Origin of the sequence: Serratia sp. HRI, from assembly GCF_010119335.3 — a bacterium.
Lineage (GTDB): Bacteria > Pseudomonadota > Gammaproteobacteria > Enterobacterales > Enterobacteriaceae > Serratia > Serratia nevei.
In genome coordinates this window covers 4745270-4769714 of sequence record NZ_CP083690.1, presented here as the reverse complement: position 1 = coordinate 4769714, position 24445 = coordinate 4745270, and the positions used below count along the sequence as shown (strand labels likewise).

The window sequence follows — 24445 nt, the reverse complement described above, 5'->3', positions numbered from 1 at the left end:
TTAGACCGGTAATTCGGACGCGACGCGCCAGCGAACGGCACTCACGCTTTTTTCCAGGCTGACGCGGCAGACAATACCCTCAATTTCTTTTTGCGCAGCCGGCGTAGCGGTAATTTCCGCACACACTTCCAATTGCCCCGGGCTGGAAATATCGGCGCTGCGCAAGGACTGCAGCCGCAAGGCGACGCCATTCAGCGCCTGCAGAATCAGGGTGCGCACCAGAATTTCATCCTGTTCGCCGCAGGTCACCTGAATGCGATAGCACAGTTCCAGATCGGTCGCCTGCTGGTGCGGCTGCAGGTTGATGCGCTGCGCGGCTTCGCGCAGCAGGATATTGGCGCACAGGATAACCAGCGTAGCGACCACCGCATCCCAATGCTGGCCCAGGCCGCAAAGGACGCCGATCCCCGCCGAACACCACAGCGTGGCGGCGGTGTTGAGGCCGCGAATGTTCAGCCCTTCCCGCATGATAACGCCGGCGCCGAGGAAGCCAATACCCGAGACTACCTGCGCGGCCACGCGGCCGGCGCTGGCCGGATCGGTGGACATGGAGCTGAGAATAAAGACCGCCGCGCCGGTCGCTACCAGCGCATTGGTGCGCAGGCCGGCCATACGTTGGCGCCACTGGCGCTCGGCGCCAATCACCGCGCCCAGGCACATTGCCAGCAATAAATTTAAAACGAAAGGAGTCATAGCCATGACTGTCCCCTTAATTAACCGCAGGAGATAAAATCATGTGCTGTTTAGCACACGCAAAGTCGCGCCGAAAATAAATCAGCGAATCAGCGTGCTGTGCCTGGAGGGAAAAGGCTGTGGCTGCAGAATACCATAATAACGTCCAACTCAATTCACCTGAAACCGTCAGGCCTCAGGACACGTTTTTTATTCGGGTATGCACAGCTCAGGAATAACTGGAGAGGGGTGCTGCCCGCCGATAACGGCAAGCAACAAATCAGAAGAGAATTGGTCAGCTTGCCTTATTTGTTTTATTACAACTACAACTGTCCAATTGGGTTTCTCCACCGAAATTTTGGCTGAGTATAGTGACGTCAGGTAATGAAGTAAAGGCTAATTTATTAAACGAAAAATAAACTGGAATACCGCGATCATATTTCGATGTCACAAATAGGCAGCGACAACGTTGGGTGCCAGTGCGCTTATCGGTAAACTGTCCTCCTTCATCTTTCAAGGACGCCCCCGATGAAACACCGGCTTTCTCCGCTCGCGCTCGCGCTGCTCGTCAGCTTTCCCGCCGATGCCCTGCTGCTGCAGCAAGGCGACGCGCAGTTCGAACTCGATCCCGCCACGCTGCGCATTGCCGCCGGCGCTGTGCCGGTCAATCTGGCGCAGCCCGCGCAACCGGTAGCGGATCTCACTGCGTCGCCACAACGCGCCAGCTGGCGCTGGCCGCAGAGCGCGGTCAAGGTTAGCGCCAGGCTGGAGGACGGCGATCTGCGCCTGAGCTTCAGCAGCGACCGGCCACAGCTTCTGAACTGGTATCGCCTGCCGCCGCAGGCGGAAACGCTGTTGCTGCCGATCGGCGAAGGCAGCCGCATTCCGCTCGACAACGCGGTCTGGCGCCATTACCTGACGGCGGAAATGACACCGCTGGATACCAACTGGGATCTGAAGCTGCCGCTGTGGAGCCAGCAATACCAGGGCAAGGTCTACAGCTGGCTGATGTTGACGCCGTTCAGCAACCGGGTCACCTTCGCCGCCGCGCAGGAAAAGCTGGAGATGCGCGCCGGGCATCAGTTCAACCGCTTCAACCAACAGCAGGCATTCGAGGTGCTGCTGCACGTCGGCGACACCCCGCTGTCCGGCGCCCGCCGCTACCGCGACTATTTGCAACAAAACGGCCAGTTCAGCAGCCTGCGCGAGAAGATAAAACAGGCGCCCGAAGGCGAAAAGCTGATCGGCGCCACCCATGTCTACCTGTGGGGCGACAAACTGCTGGCGGCGGAAGACGTCAAAGATTGGCCGGGGTTACTGCACTACCTTGCCTCTCCCGCCGCCGAAGGGCTGCGGCAGAAGATGGATGCCGAGAGCAGAAAATCCTTGCTGCAGCTGGCGGGCAAAACACCGGAGGGCTGGCAGCAACAGCCCCTGATCGACGGCATCAACCAGGCGTTGACGGCGCAAATTCCGCTGGGCGCCACGCCGGATGACGCCGATTTTCTGCAGGCGCAGCAGCGCCAGGCCGCTGCGGTGCGGGAGCGGGCGCAGCGAGAGCTGGGGCGTTGGTTAACCCCGGCGGACCGTTGGGGGCCAGGGCTGGCCAAACCGGTGATCGATGCGCTGCGCCAGGCCGGTTTGCCGCGCCTGTGGTTGGGCACAGATAACTGGACCGCCGCCTTCCTGCACCCGCAGGCGGTAACCGCCGCCACAGCGGCCGGCTATCTGATCGCCAGCTACGACTCCTACGATACCGCCATTCCACGCGGCGTGAACGACAGCTGGCTCACCGCGCAACTGCCGACGGCGCTGCGGGAAACCTGCGCCATCGTGCGCGCCGACGGCAGCAAGAAACCCGGCTTCGGCAAACAGGGTTACTACCTCAATCCGGGCTGCGTCCTGCCCTATTCTCAACAGCGCATGCGCGAATTGGTGCAACTGGCCGGGTTGAACAGCCTGTTTCTCGACGTGGACGGCACCGGCATGGTCTCCGACGACTATCAGCCCAACCACCCGACCGGCGCGGCGCAAATGGCCGAAGCGCGCAACGCCAGGCTGGCCTGGTTCAGCGCCACCCTTAAGCTGCCGCTCGGCTCGGAGGACGGCAATGCGGTGACCGCCCGCAGCCTGATGTTCGCCCACGGCATGGAAACCTGGGGATTCGGCTGGGGCGATAAACAGATGAATCAGGATAAATCCTCGCCCTATTATCTCGGCGCCTGGTGGCCCAACGCCCAACCGGCGTTTTTCTTCCGCCCCGCCAAGGTGAAACAGCCCTACCGCACCGTCGAATTCGATCCGCGTTACCGCCTGCCGCTGTACCAGGCCGTTTTCCACGATGCGATCGTCAGCAGCCACCACTGGAATTACGACAATCTGAAGTTCAGCGACGTTCAGACCACCCGTAGTCTGCTCAGCCAGCTGTACAACACTGCGCCGATGTTCCATCTGAGCCGCGCCACCCTGGCGGCCCGCCTGCCGGCGATCAAGCGCGCCGACGCCGCCTTCCGGCCGCTGCATCAGGCCCTGTGGGACAAAGCGCTGACCGACTTCCGCTGGCTCGATCGGGACGGCTGGGTGCAACAGACGACGTTCAGCGACGGGGCGACGCTGACCGCCAACTTCAGCGCGCAGCCGTTCGCCGGCGTAGCGGCCCTCAGCCTGCGCGCCCAACTGGCCGACGGCCGCACGTTCGACGTTGCGCCTTAGCAAGGTCGCCGGCGGTGGGCTACGCTAGGCTATATTTCCGACGACCCGCAAGGAGTGGCCGATGACGCCTCTGATCCACACTCTGCTCGACGAGATTTGGCAAAGCCTGGAGCAACGCCCCGCGCCCTGCGACCGGTTAACCGTAAGCGGTACCGGCGCATTGCCTTCGGCTTTTCCCGTCACCGAATTGGCTACCGCCGCCTGGAGCGCCGCCGGTTTGGCCTGCGCCGAATTGCTTCGCCGCGAGGCAGCCGAGGCGCCGCAGGTCTGGATCGATCAACGCCTGGCCTCGCTCTGGTTCGGCTGGACGCTGCGTCCGCTGGGTTGGACGCTGCCTGCAGCTTGGGACGCCCTGGCCGGCGACTACGAGACGACAGACGGCTGGATACGCCTGCATACCAATGCGCCGCACCATCGGCGGGCGGTGGAACAGGTGCTGGACCCGGCATCGGATAAAGGCACGCTGGCGGCGCGCGTGCTGAGCTGGAAAAAGAGCGAGCTGGTGCAGGCAGTGATCGAAGCCGGCGGCTGTGCGGCCCAAATGCGCTCGGCGGCCGCGTGGCGGCAACATATTCAGGGCAAGAGCGTGGCGCTCGAACCCTTGATCCACACCTCGCTGCAGCCGGAAGCGTCGCCGCCGGGTTGGGCGCTGCCCATAGCCCGGCCGCTGCACGGCGTGCGGGTGCTGGATCTGACGCGCATTCTCGCCGGGCCGATCGCCACCCGTTTTCTCGCCGGTTTGGGTGCCGACGTGCTGCGCATCGATCCTTACGGTTGGGATGAGCCCGGCGTCGAGCACGAGGTGATGCTGGGCAAGCGCAGCGCACGCCTCAACCTGACCAATGCGCACGATCGCCATACGTTTGAACATCTGCTGAGAAACACCGACGTGATCGTGCATGGCTACCGTGCCGGTGCGCTGGAGAAGTTGGGCTATGGCGCGGAGGAAAGACGCGCGCTGGCGCCGGGCCTGATCGACGTTTGTCTGAATGCCTACGGCTGGAGCGGGCCGTGGCGTACCCGGCGCGGTTTCGACAGCCTGGTGCAGATGAGCTGCGGGTTGGCGGAGGCGGGCATGGTTTGGCGCAGCGCCAGTTTGCCGGTGCCGCTGCCGGTACAGGCTCTGGACCACGCCACCGGCTATTTGATGGCGGCGGCGGTGCTGACCGGTATGGCGCAGCGCCTGAGCCGCGGCACCGGCTACCACGCAAGGCTGTCGCTGGCGCGCACGGCGCAACTGCTGCTGGCGCATCCCTATCCGGCGCATTATCGGCCACAAGCGCCGGCGCCGGCCGGCCCCGCCGACGAAAACCCGGAAACGGAACTGACCGACTGGGGCGCCGCGCAACGTCTGCGCGCCCCGTTAAGCCTGCAGGGCACGGCGCTGCAATGGGCGCTGCCGGCGACCGCGCTCGGCACCTCGCAGCCGGCTTGGCTGCGCCGTTAAATAGCCGCCAACTGTTGCTGCAGCCACTGCAGCAACCGCAAAACCGACGGCGTCAACCCGGCGGTCTGCGGCCACACCAGATAAACGTCGTCATCGCTCAGGCGACAGGGTGCGGCCAACGCCACCAGCCTCCCGGCGGCGATCGCATCCTGCACCAGCAGCGTTTTCGCCAGCGCGATGCCAAACCCCTGCTCGGCCGCGCGAATCAACAATCCTGCATCGTTGAACAACGCCTGTTGCCGCCCGCACAGCGAGCGCCCTTGCGTATTGAACCAGGCGCGCCAAGGGCTGACGTCGTGCTCCAGCAAGGGAACGTCGCCGCCGTTCTCGAATGCCGTTCCCCACTGCAGCGCCATGTCCGGCGAGGCGACCGGCAGCACGTCGCCCGACGCGATGCGCTGTGCCTGCAGTCCCGCCCACTGACCGTTGCCGATGCGGATCGCCGCATCGAATCCGCGCTGCGACAGATCCTGCAATGTCAGCGACGCATCGATATCCAGCGCAATATCGGCGCAGGCTTCATGGAAGGCCGGCAGGCGCGGTAACAGCCAGTAATGGGCAAAAGACGGCAGCACGCTGATACGCAGCGTCTGGCTTGCCGCGGCGCGCCGGGCGCGGGCAACGCCCTGCTGCAGCGCCTGCAGCGCCGGCTCTACCGCCGCCAGCATCTCTTTCCCGGCCGCATTCAGACGCACACCGCGCCCGCGCCGTTCAAACAGCGGGTAGCCGACCGCCTGCTCCAGCAGCTGGATTTGCTGGCTGACCGCACCATGCGTTAAATGCACCTGCTGCGCCGTGGCGCGCAAATTCTCCAACCTGGCGGCGATAACGAAGGTCGGCAAGACGTGCAGGGGAAGGCGTTCACTCATCACTGGTTAGCCGGATTATCCAAAAAGGTTATTTTTCATCGATTTTGGCCCGCAGGCAACTGTTCTATGTTTATGCCATCTATCCCTGATGCTTTCGGAGCCGCCATGCACCCACGTTTACAACAGGATCTTACACAGTTTCCGCAGATCCTCGACCACACCCGCCAGTTGGCGGAAGATTTTCTGGCCGGGCTGCAGCAGCGATCGGTCTGCCCACCGCTCGCGCAACAGCAGCTGCAACCCGGTGACGATCGGCTGGCGGAAAACGGTGAAGGCGCCCTGGCGGCGCTGGATGACTTTTGGCAACGTTATCAGGCGGGCATTTCCGCCAGCGCCGGCCCGCGTTATTTCGGCTTCGTCACCGGCGGTGGCACCCCGGCGGCGGTCGCGGCGGACTGGCTGGTTAGCGTGACAGACCAAAATAGCCAGCTCAGCCATGATACGATCGCCGCGGCGATCGAGCTGGCCGCCGTGACGCAGTTGAAATCCCTGCTGGGCCTGCCGGAAGCGTTCAGCGGCAGCCTGGTCAGCGGCGCCACCATGGCCAATTTCGCCGGGCTGGCCATTGGCCGGCAGTGGCTGGGCCAACAGCACGGCGTGGATGTTGCCCAACGGGGCCTGGCGGCGCTGGGGCCCATCCGGGTGCTGGCGGCCAATCCGCACGCCAGCAGCGTAAAGGCGCTCAGCATGCTCGGCATCGGCCGCGACGCGCTGACGACCGTCGCCAGCCTGCCGGAGTCTGAAGCTATGGATATGGCGGCGCTGGAGCGGCAGCTCGCCGCCGGCGAGGGCCGCCCCACGTTGGTGCTGGCCAGCGCCGGCACGGTCAACACCGTCGCTTTCGACGATCTGCCGCGTCTGCTGGCGCTGCGGGAGCGTTATCCGTTTTGGCTGCATGTCGATGCGGCCTTCGGGGGCGTGGCGGCCTGTTCGCCGCTGTATGCACCGCGACTTGCAGGCTGGCAACAGGCGGACTCCATCACCGTCGATGCGCACAAATGGCTGAACGTGCCTTATGACAGCGCGATCCAATTTACCCGCCATCTGGATCTGCAGATGCAGGTATTTCAGAACCATTCGGCCTACCTGGAAGCGCCGACGCCGCGGCCGGACAACTATCTGCATCTGACGCCGGAAAATTCGCGGCGCTTTCGCGCCCTGCCGCTCTGGCTGACGCTGAAAGCCTATGGCCGCAGCGGCATACGGGATGACGATACTTAACCAAAGTGATCCAGAAAGTTTATCGGGGATTATCCGGGATTACCCGGTATTTGATGGGAGTAAACCCAATGATTCCGGGCTTCTCACTGAGAGATGATGGTGTTACATGTGGCCACAGTGCCTAAAACTATATTGATCCAATTACTGCGTTAAACTAGCGTATTGCAAATAACCTGATCCACTTGCTACCTGATTGAAACCACTTCAAAGAGCGTTCAAATTGTTCTGCTCTATTCGATACGACTTATTCTATCTGAGAGGTGTGGATGTAGCCAGCCGATACCATACTTAGTAGTATCAACCAGCTTTTTTAGTACGGTGTGATGTAGTTTCTACGGGCGCCGCTGTCGAGCCTTCGGGAAGGCTACCACGTTCGAGTAAAATCTCTTGGCGTTGGACGTCTGGAGCTTGGGATAAGCTCATAACTTCAGGTAAAAGAGCATTCAACCCACCACGTTTAAAAATATCAATAGCATAGTTTTTTTCTTCCTCGCTAAGAAGCTTGAATATCATCTCCCAAAAATCATGTAATTCATTGTTATTATTTGTTTTCCCTTTCTTTGTATGTACTCTTGTCTTTTCAGAGCCGCCGCTAAAATAGTCCTGTAGGTACTCAGGAAGCAACGATACATGGTACTCCGTTGCCTTTGTACCCTCGCGCTTTCTCCGCAGCGATGCATGTCCTTTCGATAAATCATCGAGTCTCTTGCGGACACTGGGAGCAGTACTTGGGAACCCCGGAGCTCCCATACACTCTTGTACGGTAACCCACTCTTTAATAGTCATCCTCTCTCCAAATAACTTTCTTTTCACCAACGCAAAAAAGAAAAATATTTTCTTTTTACGTTGTTCTGAGTAATGCCATTTATTATCAATGAGTTAGTCATTTAACTCAGCTCCAACTCGTCTCAGCAAAAGAAATAAACGTACTTTACATGCTTTCTTTTGTGATCTATTCTGTATCTATACCGATAATCAGCTTGTGTTATCGGTGCTGATAACCTTTAAGGATCGCAGAATGTCGCAAAAAAACCAAGACTGGCATCGCGCAGATATCAAAAGTGCCTTGGAAAAAAAAGGAAAGAACATGCGTTCTCTTTCCCGAGAGGCGGGCCTTGCGCCTGATTCACTGCGCAACGTACTAACCCGTCACTGGCCAAAGGCTGAAAATTTGGTGGCAAAAGCTATAGGAGTTCCGCCAGAGACTATTTGGCCAAGTCGTTACGAATCCAAGAAAAACGGACTGAAGGAGGCTGTATGAGAGGGGGAATTTGGGTAACGGTACAGGAATGCATTGGACTTCCAAACTTACCTACCTCGGTTCCTGGTATCCGTAAACATCTCGAAGAGTTTGTTTCTGGCAATGAAGAATTGACCCGTAAGCGCACGGGAAGTAAGGCATTTGAGTACCATATTTCAGCCTTACCACCGGAGGTAAGGGCTGCTGTATTGAAACGTCATAATCAAGTGGAAACAACCTCAGGCCTGATTACTCTCCCTGAGCGTAAGGTTGCAGATCCTGCCAGAACGCGCCTCTGGAAGTGCTGGGAGCAGGCAAACGCCGCGCAACGAGATCAAGCGTCCGAGCGAGTTAGGTCTGTTGTTCTGATGGCTGAATTAGTTGAAAGCGGCCTAAAAGTTCGCGCCGCCGCTGATGTGGCCGCCGGTAATCTCGGCATTTCTCCCAACAGTCTGCGCCGCTGGTACGGCAAAGCACAAAAGCACCCTCGTTCTGATTGGGGGCCGGCGTTGCTCGACAATCGCCTGATAGAGCGCACGGCCACTGCATCAAAAGCCGATTTTGACGAGCAGGCCTGGGAGTTCTTCAAAGCCGATTACTTGCGTTTGGAGCAACCCGCAATGACAAAATCCTACGAGCGCCTTGAACTCGCCGCCAGCAAACATAGCTGGACAATCCCCTCGTTTGATACGGTGCGCCGCCGCGTTGAGAAAGAAATCCCGGTCGAGGTGCGTGTGCTTATGCGCGAAGGTGAACATGCTTTACATCGCCTTTATCCCGCACAAAAACGCTCTGTGGCTAACCTGCGGGCGCTGGAGTGGATCAATGGCGACGGTTATCACCATAACGTGCGCGTGACCTGGTTCAATGGCGAAGTGCTGCGGCCTAAAACGTGGTTCTGGCAGTGCGTTTACAGCCGAAAAATCCTGGGCTACCGCGTTGACCTGAGCGAAAACACCGACTCTATCCGCCTTTCCCTGCTGGATGTGATCCGCCAGTACGGTAAACCGAAAGAGGCGACGATCGACAATACCCGTGCGGCAGCGAACAAGACCATGACCGGCGGTTTACCCAACCGTTACCGTTTCAAAGTAAAACCTGATGATATTGAAGGCATTTTACCCATGCTCGGCTTCAATGTGCACTGGACGAGCGTCGTCGCGGGCAAAGGTTGGGGCCAGGCTAAACCTGTAGAGCGTGCTTTTGGCGTTGGCGGCCTGGGAGAGTACATCGATAAAAGCCCGCTCTGCGCTGGCGCGTACACCGGCCCGAACCCGATGCAAAAACCGGACTATAAGCCCAAGCCTATCAACGTTGATACGTTTATGCAGGCGGTAGCTGAAGGCGTGGCCATGTTTAACGCAGCGGTCGGACGTGACACCGAAATCTGCGCCGGTAAGTTGTCGTTTAATGAGGCATTCGACGCCAGTTATCGCCAACAGATCATCGAGTTTTTACCGGATGAACAGCTGCGTATGCTGATGCTTTCGACCGAGGCCGTGACCGTTCAGCGCGATGGTAGCTTCGTTCTTAAAGCTGGCGGAAAGATTCAGCAGCAGGAAAACCGTTATATCAGCGAAGCCCTGCGCAATATGCGCACGCATAAAGTCGTTGTGCGCTTCGACCCGCAGGATCTGCATTCGAAGGTGTATTGCTACACCCTGGACGGTGAATTTATCTGCGAGGCCAAGTGCGAGGCACCGGTAGCCTTTGGCGATACGCAGCAGGCTCGCGAACATTCACGCCTGCGCACTCAGATGGTGAAAGCCACCAAGAAAGCCGCCAAGGCGCAAGTGGCAATGGATATGTTGGAATTGACGGAATTAATGGGCCGCTCTCCCGAACCGGAAGCGCCACAACGCCAGGTGGTTCGCATGTTCAATCAAGGAAATACCGTTAAGAAAGTGCAGCCCGTCGAGGATGAAGCCGAATTCAGCGATAACGAGATTGCCTTTCAACAATATATTTCGAAGCTGGCCAGTCAGCAGAAATAAAAAAAGCAGCCTCGCAACGGCTGCCCTTTAGTAAACACAAAACAGATAAGACCCGGAAAGGATATATAAAATGAAAGAACAAAATCAAGTCGGTTTTGAAGAAATACGCACCGCCATTACCGAAATCCTGGACACCACCGACTTCACCAGCGCGCAGCTGGCTCGCGAGGCGGGGTTGAGTGCGGCTCGCTTCTCGCAGTTCCTTGGCAATACCTACAAGGGCGACAACAAGAAAGTCGCCGATGCGTTGGCGATATGGCTCAAGAACTACCACGCCAAACGTGACCATTTGCCCGCGATGCCGGAATTTGTGCAGACCCCGACGGTGCTGCAAATTTGGGGGGCCTTCCAGTATGCCCAGCTGGCGCGCTGCATTACGGTGATCCACGGCAACCCCGGCGTTAGCAAGACCACCGCCGTGAGAGAGTTCGTTGTTGGCCGTCCGAATGTGTGGACTATTAAAGCCTCAAAATCACGCGCCAGCGTGCTGGAGTGCCTATTTGATCTTGCGCTGGCCGTTGGTATCGACCAGCCCATTTGTCGCCGGGGGGCATTGTCTCGCCAGATACTCCAGCGTCTGAGCCGTACCGGCGGCCTGCTGATTATCGATGAAGCGGACGTGCTGGAATATGACACCCTCGAAGAGATCCGCATATTGCAGGAAGAAACCGATATCGGCCTGGCTTTAATTGGCAACCACAATATTTATAAACGTATGACCGGGAATAATAGCCGCAACGTGGATTTTGCACGCTTATTTTCCCGTATCGCCAAGCGTGTCGTGATTAACCAACCGCGCAAGGGTGATATTGAAGCTGTAGCGAAAGCCTGGGGATTGGTGGACAACGAGCGGGACTTGATCCACTGGCTAGCCAAACAGCCTGGCGCATTACGTATCACCTTCTTTGTCTTGCGCCTTGCCGCCACCTTTGCTCAGGCTCAACGCGAGCCTATGAGTGAGGTTCATATCAAAGCCGCAATGAAAGATCTCGGTTGCGACGCGCAAAAAGGAGTAGTGGCATGAATATGTTTGATGCAGTGAATAATGTCGGTCGTGTGATGAAGTTTTTCGGCAGCGAGATCGAGAAATCGAAACGCTACCGCCGACGGCCCGCCGTTCAGGTGACGCCACCCGCTATGCCACCGGCAGAGGGTGTCATTGAAATTACCGTGTGTACCGATGGTTTGCGGCGACGTGTTCATGCTACCCGCATTCAGGGCTGTACGGTGTATTGGGAGTAATTATGTCGGAAGACGTTTTTTTCGTAATTCTGTTTTTTATCATCATCCCGCTAATTATCGGGGCGCAAAAAAGGAAATAAAGAATGGGGAAAATATTTGCTTATGCCTGGGCATCAGGACTCATTGAGTTCGGCACAACATATCCTGATGGCGCGCTGCCGATTTATTCCGGCGAGGAGGCACCACTGCGAGAAGCCGTTATGATTAGCGCCCGGCATTGCAGAATTAATGACGACATGCTGGTTCCGGGTATCCCTGAGGCCGCAAGCCAGCGAGAAGCGCTGGACGCGCTCATTAATTTCTCTGACCACATTAAAGCCACTTACTTGAGGTTAAATAACCATGCCTAAAATTACTTTCGAATTTAATGAATCACCGGCCACCTTCGTTAAAGAAGCTGGCGTTACCGGCATTCCTGTGAATGTCAATGTCAGCGTTGATGGACTCAATCGCGATAATCCCGGCCATGCCGAGCAACTTATCGCCATTCTGCACAAAGCGGCTCCAGACATCATTAAAGCCGCCAGCGACCTTTACCTGGAAAAACGCAGGGCTGCCGGAGATGTAGAGGCTAAAGGCACGTTTTATAAATCATCGTCAACCACACATTAATCGGAGTAAAAATGGCCGCTAAAGTTAAACGTATCAAGAGCGCTGCTGCGGTATACGTACCGCAAACCAAAGAAGACGTAACTTGCGATATTCGCAAGATTGGCGATTTACAACGCGAAATGATCCGCCTGGAAACACAGATGAACGACCAAATCGGCGCGATCACCCAGCAATACGCACCGCAACTTGATGAAATACGTAAAGACCTGGCCTTGTTGCAAAAAGGCGTACAGGGCTGGTGTGAGGCCAATCGTGCCGAGTTGACCAACAACGGCAAATCCAAAAGCGCTAACCTGGTGACAGGCGAGGTGCAATGGCGTAATCGCCCGCCGTCGGTGGGTATCCGTGGCACGGACTCGGTGATTGAAACCTTGCTACGTCTAGGGCTCGAGCGCTTTATTCGCCGCAAGGAGGAAATCAACAAAGAAGCGATCCTCAACGAACCGAGCGCCGTCAGCGGTGTGGCAGGAATTACGGTCAAAACCGGTATTGAGGATTTTGCCATTGTGCCATTTGAACAGGATGCGGGGGTGTAATTAATCACCACGTCACGCTCTATTATTTAATTCATCTTTGACATTAATTTAATTACGGCGCTCGCGTCATGGAACCGTGCGCCCTAAATTCAGGAAAGCCTTAATATGAAAACTCAAGATGCGCAATTAGTTGAAATGCTGAACGGTGTTATCGAATGGCACCAGAACCGAGTGGAGAACTGCCAAACCATTATTGATAGCACCGTGGACATCAACCTAAAAGCGGAAGATGGCCGCGATAAGATTATCGCAGCAGATTCCTCCGAGGCTCAATGGTTGAAAGTTGGCGTAAGCATTGCCTTGTCGCAATTCAAAGCGTTTCCGTTATCCCTTCGCGCCACTGACGACGAGGACGATTCCGATGATGAATAAACCTGCTTTATACGATGCTGCGCTGGCGAAATGGGGCTACGACGCCCAGGTGCTGGTGTTAGCGGAGGAATGCAGCGAGCTGTCCGCCTCAGCATGCCGTTTCGTCAATCATAAAGCCAATGGCGCGAAACTGGCGGACGAAGCCGCCGATGTGGAGATCATGCTCGAACAATTGCGTCATAACGGCCTGGCCTGTCATATCGATCGCGCCAAAGAGCGCAAGCTGGTGAGGCTGGCCAAGCGTCTCGCCATGCCTGACGATAATCTGCTGATTGCTGAACCGGCATCGTCCCTGGCGTTGCTGGATGAGGCGATTTATCACGTTGGGGAAGCCCAATCGCTGCGCATGGTTGGCGAATGCCCCCGTAAATCAGCCCGACATGCCCGTGTGGCGATTGGTCGTCTGATGTATGCCGCCCAACTCATGATCCGCGAAGCCCAGCAGCAGGAGCGCGAGGCGTTACAGCAAGGAGGGGCATCATGATCGACAAGCAGCAATGCATGGGGCTTGAGAACGCGCTGAAAAACGGCATGGCGATCCATTTCCTACACGAGGGTAATGAACTCACTGTCAAGCGTTGCCTGATTAAGGAAACCAAGCTGGTTTACGCCGTTTATATTAATGGAAAGATGTACCTTCCTGGCTGGGATCCAGACTCGCCAAACTACCATCCAATGGCGGAAGTCTATAGCCGGAAAATTGTCTATAACCCGCACCAACGTTTTCTAAACCAAATGAAGAAAGAGCGCGGATTTAAGCGTTATTTAAAACAAAAGGAAAATGCGTATTTATTGGAGAAAAAAGAACGGTTCGAGCCGTTCTTTCCCTCGGCAAAAGCTGTGGTGAGCCATTTCAAGAAGATCGACGGGTTGACGGTTAAACATCCTGACTTGATGGAGATCTTGCCATGACTACCAATGCAATCTTGATGAAAATCGATGCGCTTTTGTCGCACCAGTCGATGACGTGTTCGCAGCTGGCAACCGAGCTGGACGTCACGCCGGCAGAAATCATCACGCCCTTGCGCAAGGCCGTAAAGTCTGAGCGTTTTGCTGAGCGCAATGGGTATTACTCCGTTGTGTTGCCTGCGCCATCTGTTCAGGCCGCAGTCCGAATCCCCCATGCTGTTGTGACGACAGCACCCGTCGATAGCTTTACCGGACAGATTATCGCGGCGCTAACGCAACGGGATATGACCTCGAAAGAACTGGCGGAGTTTACGGGGATCGGTGCATCGCGCATTTCTGCGTTATTGCGGTATCGGGTTGCGCAGGGTTCAGTATCAAAAGCCACCAAAGACGGCCAACCCTACTACCACCTGGAACAACGGCACGAATGCGTGAGCCGCAAAGCCTTTCCCTGGGTTGAGGGGGCAGTGGTTCCGGTATGGGTACGAAGCCTGGCCGCCGGTGTTCAGGGATGCGAGAGCGTCTATATCGTTGCCGAACTGGATGCCGACAAGCAATCCCAGGGCTGGCCACAATTTATAACGGCTTACATTGACATTCGGTTAGGCCGCTGTATTTGCGGAAGTACGGCGGAAGACGTTTCCAGCCATGTGCTGCGGTATTTGCCATTTGATCATAGCGAGGTTCATGCCCCTCATGCGGAATAAATCTCTGTTTATGCTTATGTTATGGGGCATCGGTTGCAGTCTCGCGGGCTATATGTATTGGGAGCTGATAAATGGATAACGCAAAAGACAACATCGTGACGCTTTACGTGCAGTTCGATGAACCGCCAGCGCTCCACAGCCATCAGGATGTGCTGGGTGGCCACCTGCTAGGCGTGTCGTTCTGTGACACCCGCGAAGCGGAAACTTGGACGCCGGTGTCCCAGGGTTCCCCGCATATGCACCAATCGTTGCTGATGTTCACCAGCAACGAAGAATTGCTGCCCGGTCATTTCGACAATCAGGGGCTGTATATCAGTGAAATCAGCGGCAGGCCCGTTGATGATGAAGGTGCCGAAGTGACACACTGGATGTATGCGCCGGAACCGCCCGACATGGACGATGTGGAGGAATTACCATGCTGCTGATCGGCTTTTCGCTTTTTGTTTCCTCTTGTGGATTCGATGCCTGCGAGGCGTTGCCTGTGTCCGAGCGGATTTATCAGACCGAGCAACAATGCCAACAAATGCTGTCTCGCCTGCAAGCCCGTCGGCCAACGGCGGTGTTGATGTGTGGTGAGGTCTACCGGGACGAGGACGGCGGCGATGGCAACCAAAGCGCATCTGATTAAGTTGATCCACGTTGCCCGCCGCAAATTGCAACTGGATGAAGAAACCTACCGCAGTTTGTTGGCCTGCGCCGTTCCTGGCAAGAACAGTTGTCGGGATATGAGCCTCCCTGAGTTGGAGAAGGTACTGAGTGACTTTAAATCCAAAGGCTTTAAGCCGACCTCTACGTCGGCTAAATCCCAAGCTAAAGGCGCTCCGGGTGTTACCGATAAAATCCGCGCCATCTGGCACACCATGCATCGGGAAGGTTTTATCCAGCATGATACCGCCGAGGCGATCAACGGTTATGTCAAACGTATTACCCATAACAGCAACGGCGGTGTGGGGATCGCAAGGCTGGATTGGTTGCGGGGCAGCGATGCAACGGTGGTGCTGGAGAGTTTAAAACGGTGGCATCGGCGCTGCATGGTGGAAGCGATGGCGTTGAGTGATCCCCCGCGTGGCTATGACGCAGTGTGTCGACAGTACCGCCAGCAACGGCGACAGTGATAAAATCCCGCGTAATCGCGGGATTTTTTTATACTGATGTAACTGAACTGCATTTTATCAATGTGATGAATGAGTTAACTCTGATATGTTTTTTCATCTTGGTTACGGAGAGACGAAACGATGAAACATTTGGTAGGTCTGATTTTGATGAGCGCTTGTTTTTCTACCGTGGCAGCTGCAAATGAGAATGAAGCAAGCAATGCAGAAATTGTTGCGGATATTATGGCGGGAAAGGATAAGCCCAATGCAACGCCAGACGAGCAGGAAGTCGCGAAGAATCCCGCTTCTGGCTTCTGGCAATGTAATGGAACCAGGTTGCATATGGGGGTTGACATGGCTTCATGGACGAACCTTGATAATGGTGAAATGTTTACTCTGTATGAAAAGCCCAGTGCGACAGAGGACGGCAAGGGAACAAACTATGCTTTTGCTTCAACACGTAACACTGCTTACATGGAGTTTTTTGTCGCAAGTAAGGGTAAGCTTGGGATTCGTGATCTTATAAAATTCAATAAAATTTACCCCTGTAAACGCACAAAGTAGCCTACCGTGTCAAAAATCCCGCATTATCGCGGGATTTTTTATATACTTACCTTCGCAAACGTACACACGATCAGGAGGCATTATGGCTGAGACTCAAACCGATCTCTTTGAAGATGATCCGCGTGTCGGGCAGTTGCTCGATCACCTGGATTGCATCCCGGCAGCAGAAATGGAGCGCCAATGGCCGCAGATGTTGGTGGCGTTGATGGACGTGCTGGAAAATGAACTGGGCCGCCAGACGGTGCCGGGCGATAATCGCCAGCAGGCCCGCAAGTTGGTGGCGGCGCTGGCGCATTACATGGGCGGTCGCTCGTATTATCTGCCCAGCGGCGATCGTCTGATGAATGCCCTGCGTGACGACCAGATTTACAGCCGGTTCGACGGTCGCAACGTGGAACAGTTGCGTCGTGCCTACGGTCTGGGGCAAACTCAAATCTATACCATTATCGCACAGCAACGCGCCTTGCATGTTCGCCGTGCTCAACCTGATCTCTTTTCCTCGCACTAAGTAATCCAGTGCAGCCGGCTGCCTTCGAGAAGGCGGGTTTGTACTGCGACACCGGAATCCCAACCGCTAACCCCCTTTCTTTATCCTGAGTCGAATGAGATCGACTGAGCGATAAAACATGCCCGCATTACCCGATAAATTGCGCTTAAAACTGATTGCCGTCGCCACCGGTGGCGCGCTGGCCATGACGCCCGTTACCGTCAAATGGTTTGAGGGCGTCAGCCATACCCCCTATAAAGACCCGGTCGGCATTCTGACCGTCTGTTACGGTCATACCGGCCCGGACATTATCCCCGGCAAATACTACTCAGACGCTGAGTGTGAGGCGCTGCTTAATCAGGATTTAAAGCCGGTTTTCGCCACCCTTGATCGCCAGGTAAAAATTCCGCTCAACGAGTACCGCAAGACGGCACTTGCCACCTTCATCTACAACGTCGGCCCGACAGCGTTCGGCAAGTCCACCCTGCTCAAAAAACTCAATCAGGGCGACATTTGGGGCGCTTGCGATGAAATGCGCCGCTGGACGTTTGCCGGCGGCGTGCAGTGGAAAGGCTTGATCACCCGCCGCGAGGCTGAGCGTGCGTTGTGCCGTATGGAGTCAGACGATGACCTGGTTATCTACTAATTCTGTCCCGCTGCTTTTTCTCCTGGTCATTGCAGGCCTGGGCAGTTGGGGCGCTTACACCCAACAGCGTGCCGAACGTCTAGCGCAGGATAATCAGCAGTTGACCCGGCAACGGGATACGGCGCAGTTCATCCTGGGCAACCAGCAGCGCGCCATGACCTTATTCAATGCGATTGCCGAGGCCACTCATGAAGAAAAAAGCCAGAACACCCAACACATGGAGACCGTGCGCGTCATCGTTCGCCAGGAACTGGAAGCGGTGCCGGCTGCTGCTGTGCGGGTGCCTGCCGCTGTGGCTGACCGCGTGCGTAACGCCGCCGCCGACATTCGTGGCGCTCCCGCCGATCGGCGTCAGCCCTGAGTTGTTGGCCGATTGCATCGTCCCGCCCGTGCCGGAGCCTTTTACCTTCGGCGCAAGCGTTGATTACAACCTGCAATTGTTGGCGGTGATCAAGAACTGTAATGCCGATAAACGCGCCTTGCGCCAAATAGAGCAGCAGCGCCGGCAACCACTGGAACGTTAAGTCATGGATAACCTGGATATGGCCTTTGAGGCCGAGATGCGCTGGCAAGCCGAACAGCTCGCCAGACAGCAACGCCATACCTCGCAGGCTTTGCCTGTCACGGCGGTGCGTGAATGTGAAGATTGTTTGCATCCGATCCCCCCGGCGCGGTTGGCCGCCTTGCCGCAGGCGGCATGTTGCGTTGATTGTCAGGAACTGAGGGAGAAAAAGCGCCATGAATAGCTTTGGAATGACCGGGATCTACGTGCTCCTGGTTGCCGGCAATGCGGTGATCGCCTTTGCCTTATGGTATCTCCGACGTTCATTTGCGAGTACCGACGCTATGAAAAAAGTGGAAGCCCGCCTCAGCGAACTGGAGGCGAAGTATGAAACCCTGCCGACCGTTGATGCGGTTAGCGCGTTGAAACTTGAAATGATGGAGCTGCGCGGTGATATCCGCGAGGTGGCTTCACAGCTTAACGCTTTCTCTCATCAGTTGGGCCTGCTGCTTGAGCAGGCCGTAAACCGGAGTAAATCATGATTGACGATATTTTGACGCAGGATCGCCGCCTCGTGATCTTGCGTTCGCTGATGGATTGCAACAACGAGGCCAACGAATCCATTTTGCAGGATTGCCTGGATGCCTGGGGGCATAACGTTTCGCGTGATGCGGTGCGCACCTTGATCCACTGGCTGGCCGAACAGCAACTTGTCACCGTGGAAGACTTGCGCGGTTTCTTCGTCGTGACGCTTACCGGGCGCGGGCAGGATGTGGCCGAGGGCCGCGTTAATGTGCCGGGCGTCAAAAAGCCACGGGCGCGCTAAGGGGGGCAAATGGACAAGAAACCCACGCGGGGCCGGGCCAGCAAGGTTGATTTATTGCCTGCCGAGGTGAAACGCACGCTGCATGAAATGCTGCGCGATCGCAGTATTCCGCAAGCCCAAATCCTGGACGAGATCAACGCGCTGATTGATGAAGCTGGCTTGCCGGAAGACCTGAAACTCTCACGCTCCGGGTTGAATCGTTATGCGACGTCGGTCGAAAAAGTCGGCCATAACCTGCGCCAGTTGCGCGAAATGACCTCCGCACTCACGGCAGAATTGGGGGATAAGCCCACCGGCGAAACCACCAAGATCATCCTGGAAATGGGCCGCTCCCAGCTGTTTAAGGCCATGATGCGCCAGGAAGAAAACCCCGAAGCGGAAGTCGATATCGACATGCTGAAAAACGCCATGCTGGCGGCCCAGCGCCTGGAATCGACGGCGATGGCCAGCCACAAGCGCGAGAAAGAGATCCGACTGGCGTATGCCGAAGAAGCGGCGGCAGCCGTCAGTGAAGAACTGCGCGGCCAGGACGGCATGAGTGAAGCGCTTGAGCAAAAAATCCGTAACGTCCTGCTGGGGAAAGCCTGATTATGGCGGCGAAAAAGTCCGATAAACCGACCTTAATCGCCCGTGGCGATCCGCGCCTGATTGATCTGCAGGAAGAAGCCACCAAGCTGGGCGTAGATATTCAGACCGATGTATCTGCTCTCAATCCGATTGCCGAGGCGGTGTTTTTGCCCTACCAGCAGCGCTGGTTTGAGGACGAGAGCCAGATTTGTATCGCGGAAAAATCCCGCCGTACCGGTCTGACCTGGGCGGAGGCTGGCCGCAACGTGCTTACCGCCGCCAAGCCTCGCCGGCGTGGCGGGCGCAACGTGTTTTACGTCGGCTCCAAGCAGGAGATGGCGCTGGAGTATATCGCTGCCTGTGCGCTGTTCGCCCGCGCCTTCAACCAGCTGGCGCAGGCCGACGTCTATGAACAGACCTTCTGGGACAGCGAGAAGAACGAAGAAATCCTGCTGTACATGATCCGCTTTCCCAATAGCGGTTTTAAGATCCAGGCGCTGAGCTCCCGCCCATCCAACCTGCGCGGCTTGCAAGGCGATGTGGTTATCGATGAAGCGGCGTTCCATGAAAGCCTGGATGAACTGCTGAAAGCGGCGCTGGCGCTGACCATGTGGGGCGCACGGGTGCGCATCATCTCGACGCATAACGGCGTCGATAACCTGTTCAATCAGTATATTCAAGATGCACGCGAAGGCCGCAAAGACTACAGCGTGCACCGTATCACCCTCGACGACGCCATCGCCGAGGGGTTGTACAAGCGTATCTGCTACGTAACCAGTCAGACCTGGTCAGCAGAGGCCGAGAAGGCCTGGCGCGACCAGCTCTACAAAAACGCCCCCAACAAAGAGAGCGCCGACGAAGAATACGGCTGCGTGCCGAAAAAATCCGGCGGCGCTTACCTCTCGCGTGTCCAGATTGAAGCGGCAATGACGCTTGATCGCGATATTCCGATCTTCCGCTATGAGGCTGCCGACGACTTTGAAACCTGGACGCCGGAGCAGCGCGAGGCCGATGTGCTCGCCTGGTGCGAAGAACACCTCGCGCCGGTGCTGGCGGCGCTCAACCCGTTGCACCATCACAGCTTTGGTGAGGACTTCGCGCGGCGGGGGGATTTGACGGTCTTCACGCCCCTGGCGATTGACGCCGAACTGCGCAAGCGCGAATGCTTCCGGGTCGAGCTGCGCAACCTGACCTACGACCAGCAGCGGCAGGTGATGTTTTTCATCCTGGAACGGTTGCCGCGCTTTATCGGGGCCGCGTTCGACGCCACCGGCAACGGCGGCTACCTGGCGGAGGCGGCTCGTCTGAAGTACGGGCCGGAGATGATCGACTGCGTGATGCTGTCGGCCAAGTGGTACGCCGAGTGGATGCCCAAGCTCAAGGGCGAGTTTGAGGCGCAGAACCTGACCCTCGCCCGCCATCAAAGCACCCTTGACGATTTGCTGCACATCAAGGTGGTGGCAGGTGTGCCGCAGATAGACAAGGGTCGAACCAAAGACGAAGGCAGCGCAACCAGCGGCGCCAAACGTCATGGCGACTTCGCCGTCTCGCTGGCGATGGCTGTCCGGGCATCATTTATGAATGGCTATGTGATTGACGAGGACAGCGTGCGGGCTATCCCGGCGCGCGATCGCACCGATAGCGGTGAGGACGACGATGATTATCATGAATTTGAACGAGGGTGCTGGTAATGGCAGAAAGTCGGATTGTTGACATCACCGGGCAGCCGTTCCGTTTCGATGAAGGAATGCAGACCCAGCGCGAAGAGTTGTCGATGGTGGCAAATCGCTATCAGGAGCACCCCTCGTCGGGCATCACGCCGAACCGGGCGGCTGTTATCCTGCGTGACGCTGAGCGCGGTGATTTGGCCAGCCAGGCAGACCTGGCGACCGATATCGAGGAAAAGGATACGCACATCTTCTCGGAGCTGGGCAAGCGACGCCTGGCTATCCAGAGCGTCCCCTGGAGTATCGAACCGCCACCGAACGCCAGCAGCGCCGAAAAGAAAGACGCCGAGATGCTGGATGAGTATCTGCGCGACGCTGCCTGGTTTGAAGATGGACTGTTTGATGCCTCGGACGCCATCCTGAAAGGCTACGCCATGCAGGAGATCGAGTGGGGCTGGCTCGGTAAGTTCCGCTGCCCGAAAGCGTTGCACTGGCGCGACCCGGCGCTTTTCTGCTCCAACCCCGACAACCTGAACGAGCTGCGCCTGCGCGACAACAGTTACGAGGGCCAGACGCTCCAGCCGTTCGGCTGGGTACGTCACCAGGCTAAATCCAAATCGGGCTATGCCGGCACCCTGGGGCTGGTGCGCACCCTTATCTGGCCGTTTATCTTCAAGAATTATTCGGTGCGCGATTTTGCCGAGTTTCTGGAGGTCTACGGGTTGCCAATGCGCGTGGGCAAATTCCCGTCAGGGGCCAGCAGCCGCGAGAAAGCCACGTTGATGCAGGCCGTCATGGACATTGGCCGCCGTGCCGGCGGTATTATCCCGATGGGGATGCAGCTTGAGTTTCAGTCTGCGGCCAGCGGTCAGGCCGATCCCTTCCAGGCGATGATCAGTTGGGCCGAACGCTCTGCCTCCAAAGCCATACTCGGCGGCACACTCACCAGCCAAACCGATACCACCGGCGCACGTTCATTGGGTGAAGTGCATAACGAGGTGCGCAAGGAGATACGCAACGCCGACTTGACCCAGCTGGCGCGCACCGTAACGCGCGATCTGATTTTCCCGCTGCAAGCCCTCAATGCGGCGACCGCTCTCGATCCTCGTCGCTTGCCGCGCCTGACGTTCGACACCACGGAGCCGGAGGATATCGCCTCCTATGCGGATGCCATTCCCAAGCTTGCGGTCGGTATGGACATTCCTACCGCCTGGATCCACGATAAATTGCGCATTCCCCAGGCGCAGTCCGGCGAGCCAGTTTTCCGTATCCAGGCGCAGTCCGAATTGCCGCCGCTGCCCGTGAGTGGGCGCGCCGCGCTGTCTGCCACCGACTTGCCTGGCGAACCGCCGGCCAAAGACGATATGGACAAGCTGGCCGACAGCGTGAGCGCACAGCAGTTGCAGGCGGCTATCGACCCCGTGCTGAAACCGGTCATTGACGCCATTATCGCCGAGGGGCCGGAGGCCGCCATGCAGCGTGCTGCCTCGCTCTATAGTGAGATGGACGACAGTGAGTTGATTGAACTCATGACGCGCGCCCTGTTTGTTGCTGACCTGTGGGGGCAATTAGATGCCACAGACCGTTGATCTGGGTTATGCGGCGCGATTGCCGCCCAAGGAGGCCGTGGCCTATTTCCGGGCCAAGGGCTACAACATTACCTGGAACTGGTACGAGCAACTGACCGACGCCCACGCCCGCGCTTTTACAGTAGCCAAAGCGGCGCGCATGGACGTACTCACGACGCTGCGCACCGAGGTTGAGCGCGCCATTCATGACGGGATCACCCGCGACGAGTTTATCAACACCCTGACGCCCCGCCTGCAAAAGCTCGGTTGGTGGGGCAAACAAATCGCGGTCGATAGCCAGGGCAACGCCAAAGCGATCCAGCTTGGCAGCCCGCGCCGGCTGGCGCTGATTTATGATGTCAATACCCGCGCCGCCTACAACGCCGGGCGTTATGCGCAGATGATGAACACCGCCGACGCCTTCCCGTATTGGCAGTATGTGGCGGTGATGGACAGCCGCACCCGGCCTGCTCATGCTGCCCTCAATCTGATGGTGTTCCGCTTTGACGATCCGTTCTGGAAAACCCATTACCCGCCAAACGGCTGGCGGTGCAGGTGTCGTGTGCGCGCCTTGTCGGCGGCACGCCTCAAAGCGTTGGGGCTGAAGGTCAGTTATGGCGCGTCCTTTATCCAGACCAAAACCGTCGATGCCGGCATCGATGAAACCACCGGCGAAATCTTCCAGACGGCCTCGACCACCTTTAACAACGGCAAGGTCAACATGACGCCGGATGTGGGCTGGTCATACAATCCCGGCTCGGCGGCATTCAGTACCGACCAGTCGATGATCCGCAAAATGATTGAGGTGCCCGATGCCGGGCTGCGTCAGCAGATCGTGCAGGTGCTCAATGGCAGCCATGAGCGTCAACTGGCCTTTACCTTGTGGGCCAAACGCACGCTGGGGGCAACGTCGGCAGTCTCCACGGTGCAGGCGCTGGGGCTGGTGTCTGAATCGGTAGCCGATGCAGTCAACGCGCGTACCGGTCAACCGGTGCCGCGACTGCTGGCGATGAATGCCGGCAGCCTGATGGATGCGCCCGCAGCCCGTCGTCTGGCTACGGCGGATGCGGCGCGCCTTGCCACCATCACCGACAGCCCGGCAGCGGTCTTGTGGGATCCCCAGCAGCATCGGTTGCTTTATGTGACCCGCAGCAGCGATGCCGATACGATGGTCGTGGCAGAAGTGGCGATCGGCAATGGCAAGGAGGCAGAGATGCTGGAGGCGTTAACGTCTGCCTATCGGCAGGACGTGGCCACATTGCAGCGGCAGATTGCGCACGGTGATTATCAGATTATCCAGGGCACGATAAACCAGGCAGAATAACCGGAGGAAATATGGCCGTCAGCAGCATGGATTTGGCCGTCGTTATCGACGTGCAGCGTTTAAAAAATGCCTTTCGCCGGCTTGAAGCACTGGGCACCGATGGCAAGACGATCACCCGCGTGGTGGCCGCCGCGTTGCAATCGTCCACCGAGCAGGCTTTCGAGCGTGAAGCCGACCCGGTCAATGGTCAGCATTGGGCCGACTGGAGCGATCCGTATTTAGCCTGGCGGGAAAAGCACGGCTATACCCCTGGCAAGATTTTAACGCTGGGGGCTGATCTGGCGCGGAGCATCACCACCGACTACGGCCCGACGTGGGCGCTGATTGGCTCGCCGAAGATTTATGCGGCTATCCACATGTGGGGCGGCAAGGCAGGTATGGCCCCAGGGCCAGCGGCGATCCCTGCACGGCCTTACATGGGGCTGGACGATGCCGGCGAGCAGGATATTTACGAACATATCAAAAACCGCGCCAAAGACGCGCTAAAGGGCTAATATGCAATAGCGCCACATCGGGGCGCTAAAAATTCGTTAAACGCACCACGGCGTTTTTAAACGGGGTTTGAACGGGTTTGATAGCGACTGACAACCGCGATCGGCGCCACCCCGTTGTTATCTGGCATTTTCGTTCATTTCTCAATCAATTCTCCCCGCAATAACTGAGACAC

Annotated in this window: 31 protein-coding genes and 1 pseudogene; 29 read left to right on the top strand and 3 right to left on the bottom strand. The window is 57.3% G+C overall.

Annotated elements, in window-relative coordinates; genetic code table 11:
- Complete coding sequence (locus GF111_RS22885) at positions 1–699, bottom strand: MgtC family protein (RefSeq protein ID WP_038876666.1); 699 nt, start codon at positions 697–699, stop codon at positions 1–3.
- Positions 700–1200: 501 nt separating this feature from the next.
- Between GF111_RS22885 and GF111_RS22880 the strand changes: the two genes are divergently transcribed.
- Complete coding sequence (locus GF111_RS22880; protein WP_147190624.1) at positions 1201–3384, top strand: glycoside hydrolase; 2184 nt, start codon at positions 1201–1203, stop codon at positions 3382–3384.
- Positions 3385–3445: 61 nt separating this feature from the next.
- The gene (locus GF111_RS22875; protein WP_147190626.1) at positions 3446–4831 is read left to right on the top strand and encodes a CoA transferase; all 1386 of its coding nucleotides are present in this window, start codon (positions 3446–3448) and stop codon (positions 4829–4831) included.
- On the opposite strand, the gene GF111_RS22870 is transcribed toward GF111_RS22875, so the two are convergent.
- Positions 4828–5703 (bottom strand): LysR substrate-binding domain-containing protein, encoded by an 876-nt coding sequence (locus GF111_RS22870; RefSeq protein ID WP_147190628.1) that lies wholly within the window; start codon positions 5701–5703, stop codon positions 4828–4830. The genes GF111_RS22875 and GF111_RS22870 overlap by 4 nt on opposite strands.
- A 102-nt stretch (positions 5704–5805) precedes the next feature.
- On the opposite strand from GF111_RS22870, the pseudogene GF111_RS22865 reads away from it, so the two are divergent.
- A pseudogene (locus GF111_RS22865) lies at positions 5806–6909 on the top strand (aspartate aminotransferase family protein); the annotation flags it as partial.
- A gap of 309 nt (positions 6910–7218) precedes the next feature.
- Here the strand turns inward: GF111_RS22865 and GF111_RS22860 are convergent.
- Complete coding sequence (locus GF111_RS22860; protein WP_055312678.1) at positions 7219–7707, bottom strand: DNA-binding protein; 489 nt, start codon at positions 7705–7707, stop codon at positions 7219–7221.
- A gap of 232 nt (positions 7708–7939) precedes the next feature.
- Between GF111_RS22860 and GF111_RS22855 the strand changes: the two genes are divergently transcribed.
- The 26 genes from GF111_RS22855 (at position 7940) to GF111_RS22730 (ending at position 24272) form a co-directional block, all read left to right on the top strand.
- The gene (locus GF111_RS22855; RefSeq protein WP_071845387.1) at positions 7940–8182 is read left to right on the top strand and encodes a helix-turn-helix transcriptional regulator; all 243 of its coding nucleotides are present in this window, start codon (positions 7940–7942) and stop codon (positions 8180–8182) included.
- A complete protein-coding gene (locus GF111_RS22850) occupies positions 8179–10155 on the top strand; it encodes a transposase domain-containing protein (RefSeq protein WP_047730413.1) in 1977 nt (658 codons plus the stop codon). The genes GF111_RS22855 and GF111_RS22850 overlap by 4 nt, the downstream gene beginning before the upstream one ends.
- Positions 10156–10225: 70 nt before the next feature.
- Entirely contained in the window at positions 10226–11179 is a 954-nt protein-coding gene (locus tag GF111_RS22845; protein ID WP_047730412.1) for an AAA family ATPase, read from the top strand.
- Positions 11176–11397 carry a hypothetical protein gene (locus tag GF111_RS22840; RefSeq protein ID WP_047730411.1) on the top strand — a complete coding sequence of 74 codons (222 nt, stop codon included), beginning with the start codon at positions 11176–11178 and terminating at the stop codon, positions 11395–11397. The genes GF111_RS22845 and GF111_RS22840 overlap by 4 nt, the downstream gene beginning before the upstream one ends.
- 83 nt (positions 11398–11480) lie before the next feature.
- Positions 11481–11747: a hypothetical protein gene (locus GF111_RS22835; protein WP_047730410.1), complete on the top strand. Its 267-nt coding sequence runs from the start codon at positions 11481–11483 to the stop codon at positions 11745–11747.
- On the top strand, positions 11740–12009 hold the full coding sequence (locus GF111_RS22830; protein ID WP_152903778.1) for a hypothetical protein: 270 nt from the start codon (positions 11740–11742) through the stop codon (positions 12007–12009). Before GF111_RS22835 ends, GF111_RS22830 begins: the two co-directional genes overlap by 8 nt.
- Positions 12010–12020: 11 nt before the next feature.
- A complete protein-coding gene (locus GF111_RS22825; RefSeq protein WP_047730409.1) occupies positions 12021–12545 on the top strand; it encodes a host-nuclease inhibitor Gam family protein in 525 nt (174 codons plus the stop codon).
- A 105-nt stretch (positions 12546–12650) separates the two neighbouring features.
- Positions 12651–12917 (top strand): hypothetical protein, encoded by a 267-nt coding sequence (locus GF111_RS22820; RefSeq protein WP_047730408.1) that lies wholly within the window; start codon positions 12651–12653, stop codon positions 12915–12917.
- A complete protein-coding gene (locus GF111_RS22815; protein ID WP_152903779.1) occupies positions 12907–13401 on the top strand; it encodes a hypothetical protein in 495 nt (164 codons plus the stop codon). Before GF111_RS22820 ends, GF111_RS22815 begins: the two co-directional genes overlap by 11 nt.
- Positions 13398–13829 carry a hypothetical protein gene (locus tag GF111_RS22810; RefSeq protein WP_047730407.1) on the top strand — a complete coding sequence of 144 codons (432 nt, stop codon included), beginning with the start codon at positions 13398–13400 and terminating at the stop codon, positions 13827–13829. Before GF111_RS22815 ends, GF111_RS22810 begins: the two co-directional genes overlap by 4 nt.
- Entirely contained in the window at positions 13826–14533 is a 708-nt protein-coding gene (locus GF111_RS22805; protein ID WP_053056862.1) for a hypothetical protein, read from the top strand. The genes GF111_RS22810 and GF111_RS22805 overlap by 4 nt, the downstream gene beginning before the upstream one ends.
- Before the next feature lie 71 nt (positions 14534–14604).
- On the top strand, positions 14605–14958 hold the full coding sequence (locus GF111_RS22800) for a hypothetical protein (RefSeq protein ID WP_047730406.1): 354 nt from the start codon (positions 14605–14607) through the stop codon (positions 14956–14958).
- Entirely contained in the window at positions 14952–15161 is a 210-nt protein-coding gene (locus GF111_RS22795) for a hypothetical protein (protein ID WP_047730895.1), read from the top strand. The genes GF111_RS22800 and GF111_RS22795 overlap by 7 nt, the downstream gene beginning before the upstream one ends.
- Positions 15136–15648: a gp16 family protein gene (locus GF111_RS22790; protein WP_047730405.1), complete on the top strand. Its 513-nt coding sequence runs from the start codon at positions 15136–15138 to the stop codon at positions 15646–15648. Before GF111_RS22795 ends, GF111_RS22790 begins: the two co-directional genes overlap by 26 nt.
- A 120-nt stretch (positions 15649–15768) precedes the next feature.
- Positions 15769–16191: a hypothetical protein gene (locus tag GF111_RS22785; protein WP_047730404.1), complete on the top strand. Its 423-nt coding sequence runs from the start codon at positions 15769–15771 to the stop codon at positions 16189–16191.
- A gap of 82 nt (positions 16192–16273) precedes the next feature.
- A complete protein-coding gene (locus GF111_RS22780) occupies positions 16274–16699 on the top strand; it encodes a Mor transcription activator family protein (protein ID WP_047730403.1) in 426 nt (141 codons plus the stop codon).
- A gap of 118 nt (positions 16700–16817) precedes the next feature.
- Positions 16818–17324, top strand: coding sequence for a lysozyme (locus GF111_RS22775; RefSeq protein ID WP_047730402.1), 507 nt, complete (start codon positions 16818–16820; stop codon positions 17322–17324).
- A complete protein-coding gene (locus GF111_RS22770) occupies positions 17305–17685 on the top strand; it encodes a hypothetical protein (protein ID WP_049193136.1) in 381 nt (126 codons plus the stop codon). Before GF111_RS22775 ends, GF111_RS22770 begins: the two co-directional genes overlap by 20 nt.
- Positions 17686–17851: 166 nt before the next feature.
- On the top strand, positions 17852–18070 hold the full coding sequence (locus tag GF111_RS22765; RefSeq protein WP_047730401.1) for a TraR/DksA C4-type zinc finger protein: 219 nt from the start codon (positions 17852–17854) through the stop codon (positions 18068–18070).
- A complete protein-coding gene (locus GF111_RS22760) occupies positions 18063–18368 on the top strand; it encodes a DUF2730 family protein (protein WP_047730400.1) in 306 nt (101 codons plus the stop codon). The genes GF111_RS22765 and GF111_RS22760 overlap by 8 nt, the downstream gene beginning before the upstream one ends.
- Entirely contained in the window at positions 18365–18652 is a 288-nt protein-coding gene (locus tag GF111_RS22755) for a hypothetical protein (protein WP_047730399.1), read from the top strand. Before GF111_RS22760 ends, GF111_RS22755 begins: the two co-directional genes overlap by 4 nt.
- Positions 18653–18661: 9 nt before the next feature.
- Positions 18662–19240 (top strand): DUF3486 family protein, encoded by a 579-nt coding sequence (locus GF111_RS22750; RefSeq protein ID WP_047730398.1) that lies wholly within the window; start codon positions 18662–18664, stop codon positions 19238–19240.
- A 2-nt stretch (positions 19241–19242) separates the two neighbouring features.
- Positions 19243–20910, top strand: coding sequence for a Mu-like prophage FluMu protein gp28 (locus GF111_RS22745; protein ID WP_047730397.1), 1668 nt, complete (start codon positions 19243–19245; stop codon positions 20908–20910).
- Entirely contained in the window at positions 20910–22475 is a 1566-nt protein-coding gene (locus GF111_RS22740; RefSeq protein ID WP_047730396.1) for a DUF935 domain-containing protein, read from the top strand. The genes GF111_RS22745 and GF111_RS22740 overlap by 1 nt, the downstream gene beginning before the upstream one ends.
- A complete protein-coding gene (locus GF111_RS22735) occupies positions 22459–23778 on the top strand; it encodes a phage head morphogenesis protein (protein ID WP_047730395.1) in 1320 nt (439 codons plus the stop codon). The genes GF111_RS22740 and GF111_RS22735 overlap by 17 nt, the downstream gene beginning before the upstream one ends.
- A gap of 11 nt (positions 23779–23789) precedes the next feature.
- Positions 23790–24272, top strand: coding sequence for a phage virion morphogenesis protein (locus tag GF111_RS22730; protein ID WP_047730394.1), 483 nt, complete (start codon positions 23790–23792; stop codon positions 24270–24272).
- Positions 24273–24445: the final 173 nt, after the last annotated feature.